The following is a 15,599-nucleotide window of genomic DNA, read 5'->3' as shown; positions in this document are numbered from 1 at the left end:
GCCGGCTTGCTAGCGTCCGCCGGTGCACTCCCTACGAAGAGCCCTCCTGCCGGTGCTCCTGCTCGCCGCGCTGGTGCTGTCGGCGTGCGGGTCCTCGGAGAACCAGAGCGACGAACCGATCGCCGCCGAGGGGGTCCTGCGCGTCGGCACCGAGGGCATCTACCCGCCCTATTCGTTCCACGATCCCGCACAGGGCGGCCAGCTCGCCGGTTACGACGTGGACGTCGCGCGCGCCGTCGGCGACAAGCTGGGGGTGCGCGTCGAGTTCGTCGAGACGTCGTGGGACTCGATCTTCGCCGCCCTGGAAGCCGACCGCTTCGACATCGTCGCCAACGAGGTGACCATCACCCCGGAGCGGGAGGCCAAATATGATCTCTCCGAACCGTATTCGACCGCCGAGGGCGTTATCGTCACCCGCGCCGACGACACCTCCATCACGTCGCTGGCCGACCTGAAGGGCAAGCGGACCGCGCAGAGCCCGACCAGCAACTGGGCCGACGTGGCGCGGCAGGCGGGCGCACAGATCGTCTCCGTCGACGGTTTCGCCCAGGCGATGGCCGTGCTCAACGACGGCCGGGTGGACGCCGTCGTCAACGACACCCTCAGCGTGCAGGCCTACCTGTCCGAACGCCCCGACGCTCCGATCAAGGTCGCCGGAAACACGGGCGAGACGAGTGAGCAGGCCTTCGCCGCCCGGAAGAACAGCGGCCTGCTGCCCGAACTGAACCGTGCACTCAACGAACTGCGCGCCGAGGGCAAGCTCTCGGAGCTGTCGCAGAAGTACCTCACCATCGACCTGTCCAAGCCGCCGCCACAGAGCACGTGGCGATTGATCGCCGACAACCTGTGGCCGCTGGCCAAGGCCGCGCTCACCATGACGATCCCGTTGACGATCATCAGCTTCGCCATCGGTCTCGTGATCGCCCTTGTCGTGGCGCTGGGCCGGCTGTCGTCGAACTGGCTGCTGGCAGGGGTGTCGCGGTTCTACATCTCCATCATCCGCGGCACGCCGCTGCTCGTGCAGTTGTTCATCGTGTTCTTCGCGCTGCCGCAGATCGGCGTGCGCATCGATCCGTTCCCCGCGGCGGTGATCGCGTTCAGCCTCAACGTCGGCGGCTACGCCGCGGAGATCATTCGCGCGGCCATTCAGAGCATTCCCAAGGGTCAGTGGGAGGCAGCCGAGACCATCGGCTTCAACTACACGGGCGCGCTGCGGCGAATCATCCTTCCGCAGGCCACCCGGGTGGCCGTGCCGCCGCTGTCCAACACCCTGATCTCGTTGGTGAAGGACACGTCGCTGGCGTCGGTGATCCTGGTGACCGAACTGTTCCGGACCGCGCAGAACGTGGCGGCGCCGACCTTCGAGTTCTTCGCCCTGTACGGCACCGCGGCGCTGTACTACTGGGTGATCTGCCTGGTGCTGTCGTTCGCCCAGAACCGCTTCGAACGCCGACTGGAAAGGTTCGTGGCCCGATGACCGACTCCCCGAACGAATCTCAGACCGAATCCGAGACCGAGTACCGCGTCGTCGCCAAGGGTGTGTACAAAGCCTTCGGCGAGAACAACGTCCTCAACGGTGTCTCGTTCACCGTCGAGCGGGGTACGGCGACCGCCATCATCGGCCCGTCGGGGTCGGGCAAGACCACGCTGTTGCGCACCCTCAACGCGCTCGATCGAGCCGATGCCGGGGTGATCCGGGTCGACGACGTCGAGATCGACTTCTCCACCCCGGTGCCCAAACCCGAGGTGCGCCGGTTCCAGTCGCGCAGCGGCTTCGTGTTCCAGAGTCACAACCTGTTTCCGCACAAGACGGTGTTGCAGAACGTCACCGAGGGTCCGCTGATCGTCCAGAAGCGGCCCCGCGACGAAGTCGAGGCCGAGGCGGTCGAGCTGCTCGGCCAGGTGGGTCTTTCCGACAAACGCGACCAGTACCCCTTCCAGCTCTCCGGTGGCCAGCAGCAGCGCGTCGGCATCGCCAGGGCTCTGGCGCTCAAGCCGAAACTGGTGCTGTTCGACGAACCGACCTCCGCGCTCGATCCCGAGCTCGTCGGTGAGGTGCTTTCGGTGATCAAGGATCTGGCCGTCGAGGGCTGGACCCTGGTGATCGTCACGCACGAGATCCAGTTCGCCCGGCAGGTTTCCCAACAGGTGCTCTTCACCGACCAGGGCATCATCCTCGAGCAGGGCACGCCCGACGAGGTGATCGGCAATCCGAAAGAGGAGCGCACCCGCCAGTTCCTGGACCGGATCCTCAACCCTCTGTAGCGAGCACCAGGTCGACGGCGCGCGCCGCGCTCTGCACCGCGCTCTCCATGGTCGCCGACCAGTCGGTGGCGGTCCAGTCCCCGGCGAGCGCGAGCGAGGGCACCGAGGTGCGCTGCGGCGGGCGGAGCGCGTCGGTGCCGACCACCTGTGAGAACGTCGCCTTCGGCATCTTGACCACTTGCGCCTGAACCACTTTCGCATCTGCGGCCGCAGGATAGTAGCGACGCAGCAGTGCCAGTTGCTCCTCGACGATCTCGTCGTTGCTCTTGTGGATCTGCTCGTAGGCGCCGCTGGTGGTCAGGCAGTACAGCCACGCCCGGTCGGTGCGCCTGCCGTGCATGATCTGTCGGTCGAACACCTCGTCGATGACCCCGGTGCCGCCGATGAGCCCCTCGAACGCGGATTCGGTGCCCAGCGGGCGGTCGAGGTAGAGGTTGGTGCTGACGATCGGGGTGTACCCCAGTTTGTCTGCGGCGGCGTAGATCTCGCTGTGCTCGGGCAGGTCGTCGAGCAGTCCGCCGATCGCCGAGTTGGGCACCGCACAGATCACCGCGTCGGCTGCGACGGTGGTGCCGTCCGCCAGCAGCACGCCGGTGACGGCGCCGTCCTCGATGACCACGCGCCGTGCGACGGTGCGGTAGCGCACCGTGACGCCGCGCTCCTCGAACAGCTTCACGGCGCCCGAGATGTAGAGGGTGCCCAGGTCGACGGTCGGATAGCCGATGGTGACCGGCACGCGGTGCCGGATGCCGAGGCGGATGCCGGTGGCCAGCACGTTGGCGAACACCCGGGCCGACTCTCGCGACACCGGTTCGGCCGCGATGCCGAGAGCGAGCCAGTCCCACAGCGCTTCTCGGGCCGTGGCCGGCATGCCGACCCGCTCGAACCACTGCTCGGTGGTGAGGTCGGCGAGGTCCGCGGGTTGGCGCAACGCCTGGATGCCGAGGCGGATGGTGGCGCGGGCGGCACGCAGCCGGTCGAGCAGACCGGCGTCGGGGTGCACGCCGAACAGTGTTCGCAGCGCGCGGATTCCGCTGGTCTGCACCGTGGTCTTGCGGCCGTCGGGCCAACGCAGGGTCGAGCGCTTCGGGAACTCGATGTACTGACGGGTGCCGACGCTGGTGAGGTAGCGCCACAGATTCTGATACCCGCTCGCGACGACGTGCTGACCGTTGTCCGGCACGTCGTCGATCAGGTCGGCGCGCATGGCGTGCGTGCGCCCACCGAGTTGGCCGCGGCGTTCGAGCAGGGTGACGTCCCTGCCCTCCTCGGCCAGCCACACCGCGGAGGCGAGGCCGGCGAGACCGCCCCCGATGACGACGAAGCGGCGCGCGTCGTCAGGCACTCGTGCCTTCCGTGGCCGCCAGGAGTTCGTCGCGGAATTTCGGGTGGGCGATCGCGGCCAGTGCCTCACCGCGCTCGCGGACGGTGAGACCTTCCAGTTCGGCGACGCCGTACTCGGTGACGATCACGTCGACGTGGTGGCGTGGCGTCGTGATCAGCGCGCCGGGGCCGAAGGCCGGCACGATCCGCGAACGGAGTTCGTCGTCCTTCGTGTACGTCGCGGGCAGGCAGATCAGCGAGCGGTCCGACACTTCGAGTCCGGCGCCCGCCACGAAGTCCTCGGCGCCGCCGATCCCGCTGAACTGGTCGCCGTTGATGGTGTCGGCGACGACCTGACCCTGGACATCGATCGCGAGGGCGCCGTTGATCGAGATCATGCCGTCGTTGGCTGCGATGACCTCCGGCGAGTTGACGATCTCGACCGGGAGGAATGCGACGTCGGTGTTGCCGTCCAGCCAGGCGTAAAGGTCCTTGGAGCCGAACGCGAACGTCGTGACGCTCACGCCGTCGTACTGGCCCTTGCGCGCATTGCTGATCTTGCCCGCGCGGTGCAGCTTCATGCAGCCGTCGGTGAACATCTCGCTGTGCAGTCCGTAGTCGCCGCCGTCGCCCTCGGCGAGCAGCGTCGCGATCTGATTGGGAATCGAGCCGATTCCGACCTGCAGGGTCGCCCCCGGTGAGATGAAGCCGACGGCGTGCTTCGCGATGGCCTGGTCGGCGTCGGACGGTTCCGCGTCGCCGCCCGGCAATTCGAGCGGAGCGTCGCTCGACGTGACGAGGATGTCGATCTCGTCGACGTTCAGGGCATGGCGGTGCTGCTCACCGAGGCCGAAGGTGCGCGGGTAGGCCTCCGACACCTCGACCACCAGCAGCCGGTCGGGATCAGCGCCCGCGCGCCGCAGTTCGTCGATGGTCCCGCCCGCGTGCAGCGAGAGTGAGCACCAGCCGTCGCCATCCGGCGGCGCGGCGACAGTCGTCATCACCCGCGGGCACTGACGCTCGAGCAGCGGCCCGAAGCGGCGGAAGTCCGCGGGCGCGAACTCCACCCGGGCGCCCGCGCCGAGCAGCGCCCGCTCGAGGGGGCCGTAGAACCCCGACCGGTAGTGCACACCCTCCCGGGAGAACAGGTCGGTCATCACGACCAGCAGTGCGCCGAAGACCCGGAGATCCGTCCAGTCCTCCCGCTCCCCGAGTGCGCGCAGGAACGCGGGGGGCTGGCCGGGGCCGAGTGGGATCCCCAACGTGTCGGCGGGAGTCAGTCGTTCGGCGGCCTGCTCGGCGGTGAGCTCTTGGGGCATGCGCCCGAAACTACAGCTCCTTGACGCCCCAGGGTGAGCCGTAATCGTTGAGCAGGTCGAGGAACGGTTGCGCGTCGAACGCCTCCGGCCCCAGCACGCCGCGCCCGCTCCATGTGCCGTTGGCCAGGAGTTCCAGTGCGACAACGGGATTGATGGCCGTCTGCCACACCACGCACTGATGGCCGTACTCGGCCATCGTCTGTTCGTTGTCCACCACGTGGTACAGGTACGTCGAGCGCGGTTTGCCGTCCTTGCCGGTGCCCGTCACCCACAGCCCGGCGCAGGTCTTGCCCTTCATCTTCGGGCCGAGGGTCGCCGGGTTGGGCAGGCACGCGGCGACGACGTCGCGGGGGCTGACCTCGACGGGGCCGTTCGCACTGCCCACCGTCACCTTCTCGGTGCGGTCGAGGCCCAACTTGTGCAGCGCCTTGAGCATGTCGATGAACTCGGTGCCGAGGCCGTACTTGAACGTGGCGCGCTTGCACTTGATCCAGCGCGGCATCAGCAGCACCTCTTCGTGCTCGACGTTGACGCACTCGACGGGTCCGATGCCGTCCGGGAAGTCGAACACCTCGGGCTCGCTGAACGGTTCGGTGACGAACCAGCCGCGATCGGCCTCCCAGATCACCGGTGGGTTGAGGCACTCCTCGATGGTGGTCCAGATGGAGAACGACGGGGCGAACTCGTAGCCCTCGACAGTCAGGTTGGCGCCGTCACGGGTGCCGAGTTCGTCGATCTCGGAGAACAGGTGGTCGGCGGCGTAGCGCGCGAAGACGTCGGAGAGCCCGGGCTCGACCCCGATCCCCACCAGCGCCAGCCGGCCTGCCGCCGCCCAGTCCTGCTCCACCGCGAACTGCTCGTCGCCCAGCTTGACGCCGGTGAGCTGGTAGGGCTGATCGGGGTGGCGCTGCGACAGGCTCATCGCCATGTCGAGGTAGTCGGCGCCGCCGGCGAGGGCGCCGGCGAAGATCGGCATCACGAACCGCGGGTCGACCGCGTTCATCACGTGGGTGATGTGGTGCTCGCGAACCAGGTCGGCGACCGCGTCGGCCGAGGTGGCGTCGACCCGTGCTGCGGTGAACCGCGGGTCGCCGACGGCCGCGACGGCGCGCTGCGCACTGGCCTCGTTGTAGTCGCAGACGACGATCTGCTCGAAGAAGTCCCGCCGCACGGCGATCGAACAGAACGCCGCACCGACACCGCCGGCACCGACAAGAAGAATCCGCATGGGCACGACCGTACCCAATGCGTGCGGATTTCGGCGAGCTTAGCGCCTTCCGGCGATGGATCCGTCGCCTTATCGCAGAACGGCGACGGATTACGTCGCGGGCCGTCTCAGTGCGAGTAGTACCTCCCGAGCACGTGCTCGCGCAGTTCGTCGTACTCACCGGCGATGATCGCCGCGCGGATCCGGTCGACCAGACGGACGATGAAGCGTTCGTTGTGGATCGTGCACAGCGTCGCCGACAGCATCTCCTTGGCCTTGAACAGGTGGTGCACGTAGGCCCGGGTGTAGTGCGCGCAGGTGTAGCAGTCGCACCCGTCGTCCAGTGGCGTGAAGTCGCGGCGGTAGCGCGACCCCGTGACGTTGTACCGGCCGCTCTCCGAGTACACCGCGGCATTGCGGGCCACCCGTGACGGCGACACGCAGTCGAACGTGTCGGCGCCGGCGGCGACCGCGGCGAACAGGTCGTCGGGCTCGCTGATGCCGAGCAGGTGCCGCGGCTTGTCGGCGGGCAGCTCGCTGCTGACCCAGCCGACGATGGTCGCGAGGTTCTGCTTCTCCAGCGCGCCACCGATCCCGTAGCCGTCGAAGCTCAGGCCTTCGGCGGGGCCGGAGCTCCTGCCGATCTCGGCCAGCCCGCGCGCCGCCCGCCGCCGCAGGTCCTCGTACTGTGCGCCCTGCACCACACCGAACAGCGCCTGGCGAGGGCGCTGCGGATCGGCCGCGGCGAGCCGGTGGTGCTCGGCGAGGCAGCGCACCGCCCACGCGTGCGTGCGCTCCACGGACTGCTCCTGATAGGCGCGGGTGTTCACCAGGGTCGTCAGCTCGTCGAAGGCGAAGATGATGTCGGCGCCCAGCTTCTGCTGGATGCCGATGGACACCTCCGGGGTGAACCGGTGGATGGACCCGTTGAGGTGCGACCGGAACGTCACACCGTCGTCGTCCACGTGTGCCAACCGCTGCTTGCCGTCGGCGATGACGTCGTCGGCCTGCACCCGGCTGGCGTCCATCGCGAGCACCTTCTTGAATCCGACGCCCAGCGACATCACCTGGAACCCGCCACTGTCGGTGAAGGTCGGCCCCGGCCAGTTCATGAACGCGCCGAGGCCGCCCGCCGCATCGACGACGTCGGGCCCGGGCTGCAGGTACAGGTGGTAGGCGTTGGCGAGCACGGCCTGTGCGCCAAGCTGTTTCATCGACTCCGGCAGCACCGACTTGACGGTGGCCTGGGTGCCCACCGCGATGAAGGCCGGCGTCCGGATCTCGCCGTGCGGGGTGTGGATGACACCGGCACGGCCGAACTGCCCCGGCAGTTCCGCCTCGACCGTGAAGAACCGCTCGTCCACGTCAGGTATTCAACACCGGCGGCGGCCAGGGGATTTACGGCGGGACCCCACCGGCCCCCATACTCGGTGCTCGTGAACACCCGACTCGCTCTCATCGCCTGCTGCGCGGCCCTGGTCGCCGGACTGGCCGGCTGCTCGTCCCAGGACCCGACCGGTCAGGGCACGGTGGTGATGGGCGGGAACGACGTCGGCGCGGTCACCGGCGTGCAGTGCACGGTCGACGGTGCGCGCGCGACGATCACCCTCGACGGCGAGAAGAAGACGACCGTCGTAGTGGACGGAGGCGTGGTGGAGTCGGTGAACATCGGCGAGGTGGGATCCGGCGGCGCGGCCCTGGCGTACCTGCAGGGCGTGGCGGCGACGCCCGCGGAGGTCACCCGCGACGACGGCACCGGCTACACCGTGAGGGGCACCGGCATGGGCACCGATCCGGCGAATCCGGACGTCCCGGTGGACATGCCGTTCGAGGTGACGGCCACCTGCCCCTAGCCGGTCCCGAGGAACCGGACGATCGCCTCGGCCAGTTCCTCACCGGCGTCCTCCTGCAGGAAATGGCCTGCGTCGCGGATGGTGGGGTGTTCGATTCCCTGGGCGCCGCGCATCTGCTCCCGCAGGATCGGGCCCATCGCGCCGGTGATCGGGTCGCTGTCGCTGAACGCCACCAGCATCGGGGTCTCGCTGTCGCGCAGGGTGTTCCACGCCGCCCGGTTGGCCTCCGACGCGGGATCGTCGGGGGTGGTCGGCACCAGTGCGGGCATGGCACGCGGTCCCGCGCAATAGGAGTCGTCCGGGAACGGTGCGTCGTAGGCGAGCCGTACGGCGTCGTCCATCGGCCGCACACATCCGGACTGGACGAATCGCCCGACGTCGATGGTGTCCAGGCCCTGGATCGCCTCGCGGAAGCGCCACCAGATGTCGGGCATCGGAACATCGCCGGTGGGCAACCCGGTGTTGGCGACGACGATGTGCGCGAAGCGATCCGGGTGTTCGGCGGCGAGCCGCAGGCCGATGAGCCCGCCCCAGTCCTGGCCGACGAGCGTCACGCGCCGCAGGTCGAGCTCGTCGAAGGCGACCGCACGCATCCACTCGACGTGGCGGGCGTACGTGTGATCCTCGATGCGGGTGGGCTTGTCGGAGCGGCCGAATCCGACCAGATCCGGGCAGACGACCCGATGCCCGGCCGCCACCAGGATCGGGATCATCCGCCGGTACAGGAAGGACCACGACGGTTCGCCGTGCAGCAGGAGCACCGGATCGGCCTGTGCCGGACCGTCTTCGATCCAGGCCACCCGCAGCCGTCCGCCTTCGGCGTCGTCGACCTCGCAATACCGTGGCGGATAACCGAATTCCGGCAGCTCGGTGAACCGCTCGTCGGGCGTGCGCAAGGTCTGCATGACGGCGAAGTTACCGGCAACCGTCGCGGGGACGGCGAATTTGGAACAAACACGCACCACAGCGGTGGGTCAGGGCAATACTGCTGTGGATGGTCCGGCGTCGACGGGCCGCACAACAAAAGGAGAGCGTTGTGAATCGCGGTTTTGTGATCGCTGTGGGAGGCGCGGCGTTGGTCATCGCCGGCCTGTCGGGCTGTTCGTCGGATTCCAAGGAAAGCTCCGCCACGCAGTCGGCATCGAGCTCGTCGGGCACCGGTGAGACGAAGCTGACGGTCGACGGCCAGGAGCAGCAGCTGCAGGGCACGGTCGCCTGCACCTCGATGGGCGGCAACCTGAACATCGGCTTCGGCCAGGCCACCGGCGGCATCGGCGCGGTGATCAGCGAGGGCGACGACCCCGTCGTCAAGTCGGTCGGCCTCGGCAACGTCAACGGCGTCACGCTGGCCTATCAGGAGGGCACCGGCCAGGGCAATGCCGAGGTCGAGAAGGACGACAAGACCTACACGATCAAGGGCAACGCGACCGGCGTCGACATGGCCAACCCGATGGCGGGCCAGATCACCAAGCCGTTCGAGTTGAGCGTCACCTGCCCGTAGTTCCCAGCCACGGCGAAGCGGCGGCGTCCCCGATCGGGGCGCCGCCGTTTGCGTCCGTCGAGACCGGCAGAACCCGTCGAACGGCACGACCCGAGGGCCTAGTCTGATGCGCATGAGAATTCTGGCCGCGCTGGCATTGGCCGGCGGACTGATCGCCGTGCCCGTTGCGACCGCCGTGGCGGCGCCGCCGAGCACCACCTGTGACGGCGCCGGCTGCGTCTCCTACGTCAACCGCGGCGTCGAACTCGGCGGCCCGTGCAACGGCGGCACCCGCTGGGTCTACGGCCTCGACGCCTCGGGCAACACGCTGAGGTGCGGCACCCCGAACACCTGGCGGGCGTCCGGGCCGCTGGTCGGCGTCCGCACCAACAGCTCGTCGTGCGAGGGCAAGAACGGCGTCGCGCAATCCCCCGACGGCCTCCCGCTGAGCTGCATCGACGGCCGCTGGCGCCACGACTTCAACCCGTCGTTCTACTGAGCTAGGCGACCGAGTCGGAGCGCTGCAGCGCCGGAATCCCCGGTAGGGGGCGCTCGCACACCTCTCGCGCCTGCTCGTCGGTCATCCCGAACAGCCGCAGCACGTCGCGGGTGACGATATCGGTGGCCGCGGCGTCGTCCCGGTCGGGTTGAGCCCGCAGTAGATTCCCGAGCCCCAGCAATGCCCCACCGGCGACGGCCAGCGCCAGTTCGGGATCCTCGACCCGGAACCGGCCTGCCGCGACCCCGGCACGGATGTCGCGCAACGCCCGCGGGGCCAGGCCGCGCTCCGAGCTGAGCAGCGACATCCCGTTGGCGAGCAGGACCTGGCTCTCCTGCGGCGACGCCCGGAACAGCCGGCCCGTCAGCCGGAAACACGCCGCGAAGGTCTCCGCGGGATCGTCGATCGACGCGGTGTACTCGTCGAGCAGGGCGCCGTGCGCGTCGAGCACCTCGGTGACGGCGGCCTCGAACAGCTGTTCCTTGCTGTCGAAGTGGTTGTAGAACGAGCCCATCCCGACGTCGGCGGCCTGGGTGATCTCCAGCACCGGCGCGTTGAGCCGGCCGGCGGCGATGAAGGCCTGCGCGGCGGCGACGAGTGCGGCGCGGGTGCGCTGTTTGCGGCGCTCGGAACGGCTCACCGGGGTCTCGGACTGACTCGACATGAACCTCCGCCCTCCTGCGACCGCCTCACCATAGCAGCTTCAGTCAGACCTGAGGATTTCGTCAATACACCTTGACTGAGCGTTGCGTCGTATGTGACGATTTCGTCACTAGACGAGGAGGTCGCCATGGCGCTGAAGCTCAACCGCCCGGCTGACGTGCACAAAGAGCTGCACAGCGAGGACGGCGCACGACGCGGCGAGCACTCCGGTCGCGCCCGCAACCCGGTCATCAAGGTGGCCGACATCGCGTGGCTCGAGTTCGAGAAACCCGACCTCGCCCGGGCCGAGGCGTTCGCCCGCGCGTTCGGATTCCAGACGGCGCTGCGCGACCCTCACCGGTTGGAGCTCCGCGGCACCGACGCGGGTGCACCGTGCGTGCTGCTGCGGCACGGCGAGCGCACCCGGTTCGCCGGCCTCGCACTGCGGGCCGCCGACGAGGTCGACGTGCTCCGGCTCGCCGACGCGACCGGGAGCCCCGTCCGGCCGCTCCCGGAGTCCGTCGGCGGCATCGCCGCCGAGCTCGTCGACCCCAGCGGCATGCCGGTCAAGGTCGTCGCAGGCATGCACGAGCTGCCCACCCTGCCGACGCAGCCGCCGCTGGCCGTCAACGTGGGCCGGGACGTGCACCGGGTCAACGCGACGCAACGCCCGCCGCGGGTGCCCGCCCGGATCCAGCGACTGGGCCATGTGGTGCTGCAGTCGACGCGCTACCTGCAGACGCTGAACTGGTACCTCGACAACCTCGGGATGATCGTCAGCGACTTCCTGTTCTTCCCCGGCCAGCGGGACCGCGGTCCGACGATGAGCTTCATCCGCTGTGACCGCGGCGCGACACCGGCCGACCACCACACGCTGGCGCTCGCGCTGGGGCCGGCGAACCGGTACGTGCACTCCGCCTTCCAGGTCAGTGACCTCGACGCGCTCGCCGCGGGCGGCGAATACCTCAGCGAGCGCGGCTATGTCCGGTCCTGGGGCATCGGCCGCCACATCCAGGGCAGCCAATTGTTCGACTACTGGCGCGATCCCGACGGCTTCCTCGTCGAGCACTTCGCCGACGGCGACATGTTCGACGACACCCTCGAACCCGGCTGGGCCCCGTTCACCGCATCAGGGCTCTCCCAGTGGGGCCCGCCGGTGAGTCGCGACTTCCTCGGCACCAGCCCCAGATCCGCGCGGCACGAAGCCGTATCGATGATCACCGCCCTGCGCGACCGCAACGAGTTCGACGTCCACCGCCTGATCGGCCTACTGAAAGTTGCCACCTCATGACCACTTCCGTGCTGCGCACCGCCGACGCCTGGTGGGTGAGGACCGCATCCGGGGCCGCGCGCATCGCCACCACCGCCGGGTCGACGGCCGAACTGCTCGCCGACCGGGCCGCCGTCGACGCCGCAGCCTCGGGTGACTCCGTCCCGCTGGCCGACCTCGAGCTGATCTCCCCCGTCACCGCGCCGTGCCGGGTGGTGGCGCAGATGACCAACTTCGAATCCCACGTCAAGGACTCGGGCATGGATCCGAAGACGGTGCCGCTCACGTTCTTCCGCAAGTCGTCGGCCTCGATCAGCGGCCCGTTCGCCGACATCGTCAGGCCGGCGCACGTCCGCTTCCTGGACTACGAGGTGGAGATCGGCCTGGTGATCGGACGCGACATCCCGGTCGGCACCCGGCTGACCGACGCCGACCTGCCCGGCGCCATCGCCGGACTGGTGATCACCAACGACGTCTCCGCCCGCGACATCCAGCTGCCGCAGACCCAGTTCTACGAGGCCAAGTCCTACCCGACGTTCACCCCGGTCGGCCCCGAACTCGTCCTCGTCGACGCCGACGAACTGAAGCGCTTCGGGGATCTCCGGCTGCGGCTGTCGGTCAACGGCGAGGAGCGGCAGAACGCGCTCGTCGAGGGGGACATGCTGTACCGCCCGCTGCAGGCGCTGCAGTCGCTCACCCGCTTCCAGGACCTGGCCGCCGGTGACCTCGTCCTGACCGGCACTCCGGCCGGCACGGCGTTGAGTGCACCGCCGAAGCCGATCGAGATCATCGGCAACCTGCTGCCGCCCGCGGTCAAGTGGAAGGCCTTCTTCAAGCGCCAGGCCGCCAACCCGAAGTACCTGCGCGACGGCGACGTCGTCGAGGCCTCCGTCGCCACCGACGACGGCGCCGTCGACCTGTCCACGCAACGGATGCGGGTGAGATTCGCGTGACGCACGTCCCGGTCGCGGTGGTCGGCGCCGGCCCCACCGGCGTCGCCGTGGCCACACTGCTGGCGCAGTACGGCATCGAGGTGCTGGTGCTGGACAGGTGGGCCGGCGTCTACCCGCAACCCCGCGCCGTCCACCTCGACGACGAGGTGTGCCGGATCATCGCCCGGCTCGGAGTCGCCGACGAATTCATGGCCGTCTCCCGGCCCGGACTGGGACTGCGGCTGCTCGACCGCGATCTCACCGTGCTCGCCGAGTTCCGGCGCGACCCGGGCCTCAGCCCGAACGGCTTTCCGCAGGCGAACATGTTCGACCAGCCCGAACTCGAGGCACTCCTGCGGGCCAACCTGGCGCGCCAACCCTGCGCACGGCTGCTGGGCGGTGTCGAGGTCGTCGAGGTCGTCGCCGGGACCGTCGGACCGGCCCGTATCACCGCGGTCGACTGCGCCGACGGACGCAGGCACGTGATCACCGCCGACTACGTGCTGGGCTGCGACGGCGCGAACAGCCTGGTGCGCAACGCGATCGGGTCCGCGATGCGAGACCTGAAGTTCGAGCAACGCTGGCTGGTGGTCGATGTCGCCACCGCGGCGGACCTACGGCAGTGGGAGGGTGTGCACCAGGTGTGCGACCCGCATCAGGCCGCCACCTACATGCGGATCGGCGACACCCGGTACCGCTGGGAGTTTCGCTTGCGCACAGGCGAATCCGCGGCCGACTACCAGTCGCTCACTGCGCTGCGCCCGCTGGTCGAGCCCTGGACCGCGGGCGTGCCCGACCACGAACTCGACGTCCTGCGCGTCACCGAGTACACGTTCCGGGCCCAGATCGCCGACCGGTGGCGTCGCGGCAACGCGTTCCTGCTCGGCGACGCCGCCCACTTGACGCCGCCGTTCGTCGGCCAGGGCCTCGGCGCGGGTCTGCGTGATGCGATGAACCTGGCGTGGAAGCTGGCCGGCGTGCTGTCCGACGCGTTGCCGCCGGGCGTGCTCGACACCTACGAGCAGGAGCGTAAGCCGCACGCCCGGCACATGATCGGCCTGGCACTCAACGTCGGCCGCGCGATGACCGCGGGCGGCGAACTGGGCAGCCTGGTGCGCCGCGCCGTCGTGCCGCGGCTCCATCTCATACCGGGGTTCGGCGCCAGACTGCTCGACTCGCGGACCCCGCGACTGCACCGGTCACCGTTGGTGCGCCGCAACCTCGGCGGTCTCTCGGGCCAGCTCTGCCCCAATCCCGTTGTCGCGGGCGGTCACCGGCTCGACACTGTGCTCGGGAGCGGCTTCGCGCTGGTCTGTGCGACACCGCTGGACGCGGCAGCCGTCACCCTCGTCGAACGGGCCGGTGCCGTCGTGCACGTCGCCGAACCGGGCGGCGAGCTCGCCGAGTGGTTGCGCCGCGGCCACGCCACGGTCGCCGTCGTCCGGCCGGATCGCACCGTGATGCGCGCCGGGCGCGACGCCGCGGCGTTGTGCCGCACCCTGCCCGCCGTTCGCGCCACGGCGGGACGACTCCGATGAGCCGCGCTCCCGTCTACCGGCCCGGCCTCTACACCCGGAGTGCGATCGTCGACCCGTACCCGCACTACCGGCGGATGCGCGCGCTGGGACCCGTGGTCTGGTCGGCCCGCCACCGGGTGTACGCGCTGCCCCGGTACGCGGAGTGCAAGGCGACGCTGCGCGACGACGGTCTGTTCGAATCCGACCGCGGGGTGGCGCTCAACCCGCTGAGCAACCGGCTGTCCAAGGGCACCACGCTGGCCAGCGACGGCGAGGAGCACGCCCGGCGGCGAAAAGTGGTCGCGCACCGCTTGATGCCGCGCGCGCTGCGCGACATCGGCGACGAGGTGGACCGGCAGGCCGAAGCCGTGGTGGACCGCGCGGTGGCACGCGGCGCGGTCGACGCCGTCGAGCTGGCGTCGACGCTGCCGCTGGCCGTCGTCCCCGACCTCGTGGGTTGGCCGCGCGATCAGCGGGCGCACCTCATTGCCTGGGGCGGCGCGACCTTCGATGTCCTCGGTCCCGTCAATTGGCAGGCGTGCAAAGCGATTCCGCGCACGGTGCAGATGCTGCGGTTCGCCAGGCGGGTGGTGCGCGACCGCACCGTACTCGACGGCAGCATGGCCGACGAGCTCCTTCGCGCGGCCGACGAGGGCCTGCTGTCGCACGCCGAGTGCCCGGCGCTGCTGGTCGACTACATCGCGCCGTCGCTGGACACCACGATCAGCGCGATCTCCAACGCGCTGTACCTGCTGGCCACCCACCCCGAGCAGTGGCGGCTGCTCAAGGAGGACCCGTCGCTGATCCCGAGGGCCGTCAACGAGGTGGTCCGCTACGAGTCGCCGCTGCGCGCGTTCGCCCGGCGGGTGCGGGTCGACACCGAGATCGCCGGGACCGCGATCCCCGCGGGTGCGCAGGTGTTGGTGATGTACGCGTCGGCCAACCGCGACGAGCAGGAATGGGACGACCCGGAGGCATTCGACATCCGCCGCGACGCCGGGCGGCACGTCGGCTTCGGCAACGGCGCCCACGCCTGCGCGGGCCAGGGTTTGGCCCGGCTGGAGACCACCGCCATGCTGCGCGCGCTGCTGGAGCGGGTGGACCGCATCGAGGTCACCGGCGAGCCCGTGTGGGCGGTGAACAACATCATCCGGCGCCATGAGCGGCTGCCGATCAGGCTGGTCCCGGTGTAGTCGGCACCCGTCAACGGTGCTTACCGGGGAGACAGAAGACCCTGTCGTTCCGTCGGAGAAAACCACCCTGCCGGCGATTACGCGCCCACTGCGGGAACA

15 protein-coding genes are annotated in these 15,599 nt (G+C 69.5%); 9 read left to right on the top strand and 6 right to left on the bottom strand.

What is annotated here, in order from left to right; genetic code table 11:
• The first annotated feature begins 22 nt into the window (after positions 1-22).
• The gene (locus ACPCHZ_RS05865; RefSeq protein ID WP_423483905.1) at positions 23-1,477 is read left to right on the top strand and encodes an ABC transporter permease subunit; all 1,455 of its coding nucleotides are present in this window, start codon (positions 23-25) and stop codon (positions 1,475-1,477) included.
• On the top strand, positions 1,474-2,265 hold the full coding sequence (locus ACPCHZ_RS05860; RefSeq protein ID WP_423483904.1) for an amino acid ABC transporter ATP-binding protein: 792 nt from the start codon (positions 1,474-1,476) through the stop codon (positions 2,263-2,265). The genes ACPCHZ_RS05865 and ACPCHZ_RS05860 overlap by 4 nt, the downstream gene beginning before the upstream one ends.
• Here ACPCHZ_RS05860 and hpnE read toward each other — a convergent pair.
• The 4 genes from hpnE to tgt form a co-directional block, all read right to left on the bottom strand.
• The gene (hpnE, locus tag ACPCHZ_RS05855; RefSeq protein ID WP_423483903.1) at positions 2,252-3,610 is read right to left on the bottom strand and encodes a hydroxysqualene dehydroxylase HpnE; all 1,359 of its coding nucleotides are present in this window, start codon (positions 3,608-3,610) and stop codon (positions 2,252-2,254) included. The genes ACPCHZ_RS05860 and hpnE overlap by 14 nt on opposite strands.
• Positions 3,603-4,907 (bottom strand): acetyl-CoA hydrolase/transferase family protein, encoded by a 1,305-nt coding sequence (locus ACPCHZ_RS05850; protein ID WP_423483902.1) that lies wholly within the window; start codon positions 4,905-4,907, stop codon positions 3,603-3,605. Before ACPCHZ_RS05850 ends, hpnE begins: the two co-directional genes overlap by 8 nt.
• Before the next feature lie 10 nt (positions 4,908-4,917).
• Positions 4,918-6,135 carry a saccharopine dehydrogenase family protein gene (locus tag ACPCHZ_RS05845; protein ID WP_423483901.1) on the bottom strand — a complete coding sequence of 406 codons (1,218 nt, stop codon included), beginning with the start codon at positions 6,133-6,135 and terminating at the stop codon, positions 4,918-4,920.
• Positions 6,136-6,242: 107 nt separating this feature from the next.
• Positions 6,243-7,478, bottom strand: coding sequence for a tRNA guanosine(34) transglycosylase Tgt (gene tgt, locus ACPCHZ_RS05840; RefSeq protein WP_423483900.1), 1,236 nt, complete (start codon positions 7,476-7,478; stop codon positions 6,243-6,245).
• 72 nt (positions 7,479-7,550) lie between these two features.
• Here tgt and ACPCHZ_RS05835 point away from each other — a divergent pair, with 72 nt between their 5' ends.
• A complete protein-coding gene (locus tag ACPCHZ_RS05835; protein WP_423483899.1) occupies positions 7,551-7,967 on the top strand; it encodes a lipoprotein LpqH in 417 nt (138 codons plus the stop codon).
• Here ACPCHZ_RS05835 and ACPCHZ_RS05830 read toward each other — a convergent pair.
• The gene (locus tag ACPCHZ_RS05830; protein ID WP_423483898.1) at positions 7,964-8,872 is read right to left on the bottom strand and encodes a haloalkane dehalogenase; all 909 of its coding nucleotides are present in this window, start codon (positions 8,870-8,872) and stop codon (positions 7,964-7,966) included. The genes ACPCHZ_RS05835 and ACPCHZ_RS05830 overlap by 4 nt on opposite strands.
• A gap of 131 nt (positions 8,873-9,003) precedes the next feature.
• On the opposite strand from ACPCHZ_RS05830, the gene ACPCHZ_RS05825 reads away from it, so the two are divergent.
• Positions 9,004-9,468, top strand: coding sequence for a lipoprotein LpqH (locus ACPCHZ_RS05825; RefSeq protein WP_423483897.1), 465 nt, complete (start codon positions 9,004-9,006; stop codon positions 9,466-9,468).
• A gap of 112 nt (positions 9,469-9,580) precedes the next feature.
• On the top strand, positions 9,581-9,946 hold the full coding sequence (locus ACPCHZ_RS05820; protein WP_423483896.1) for a hypothetical protein: 366 nt from the start codon (positions 9,581-9,583) through the stop codon (positions 9,944-9,946).
• Position 9,947: 1 nt separating this feature from the next.
• Here the strand turns inward: ACPCHZ_RS05820 and ACPCHZ_RS05815 are convergent, their stop codons facing one another.
• Positions 9,948-10,610, bottom strand: coding sequence for a TetR/AcrR family transcriptional regulator (locus ACPCHZ_RS05815; RefSeq protein ID WP_364982923.1), 663 nt, complete (start codon positions 10,608-10,610; stop codon positions 9,948-9,950).
• 126 nt (positions 10,611-10,736) lie between these two features.
• On the opposite strand from ACPCHZ_RS05815, the gene ACPCHZ_RS05810 reads away from it, so the two are divergent.
• The 4 genes from ACPCHZ_RS05810 to ACPCHZ_RS05795 are packed head-to-tail and all read left to right on the top strand — an operon-like array spanning position 10,737 to position 15,500.
• Positions 10,737-11,879, top strand: a complete 1,143-nt coding sequence (locus ACPCHZ_RS05810; RefSeq protein ID WP_423483895.1) for a VOC family protein — start codon at positions 10,737-10,739, stop codon at positions 11,877-11,879.
• On the top strand, positions 11,876-12,811 hold the full coding sequence (locus tag ACPCHZ_RS05805) for a fumarylacetoacetate hydrolase family protein (protein ID WP_423483894.1): 936 nt from the start codon (positions 11,876-11,878) through the stop codon (positions 12,809-12,811). Before ACPCHZ_RS05810 ends, ACPCHZ_RS05805 begins: the two co-directional genes overlap by 4 nt.
• Complete coding sequence (locus ACPCHZ_RS05800) at positions 12,808-14,328, top strand: bifunctional 3-(3-hydroxy-phenyl)propionate/3-hydroxycinnamic acid hydroxylase (protein ID WP_423483893.1); 1,521 nt, start codon at positions 12,808-12,810, stop codon at positions 14,326-14,328. The genes ACPCHZ_RS05805 and ACPCHZ_RS05800 overlap by 4 nt, the downstream gene beginning before the upstream one ends.
• Positions 14,325-15,500: a cytochrome P450 gene (locus tag ACPCHZ_RS05795; RefSeq protein ID WP_423483892.1), complete on the top strand. Its 1,176-nt coding sequence runs from the start codon at positions 14,325-14,327 to the stop codon at positions 15,498-15,500. The genes ACPCHZ_RS05800 and ACPCHZ_RS05795 overlap by 4 nt, the downstream gene beginning before the upstream one ends.
• Positions 15,501-15,599 lie beyond the last annotated feature (99 nt).

It is taken from the genome of Mycobacterium sp. NPDC050041, from assembly GCF_049541695.1.
Taxonomy (GTDB): Bacteria; Actinomycetota; Actinomycetes; order Mycobacteriales; family Mycobacteriaceae; genus Mycobacterium.
The sequence above is the reverse complement of the archived record's forward strand: the minus strand, read 5'-3'. Positions and strand labels throughout refer to the sequence as shown.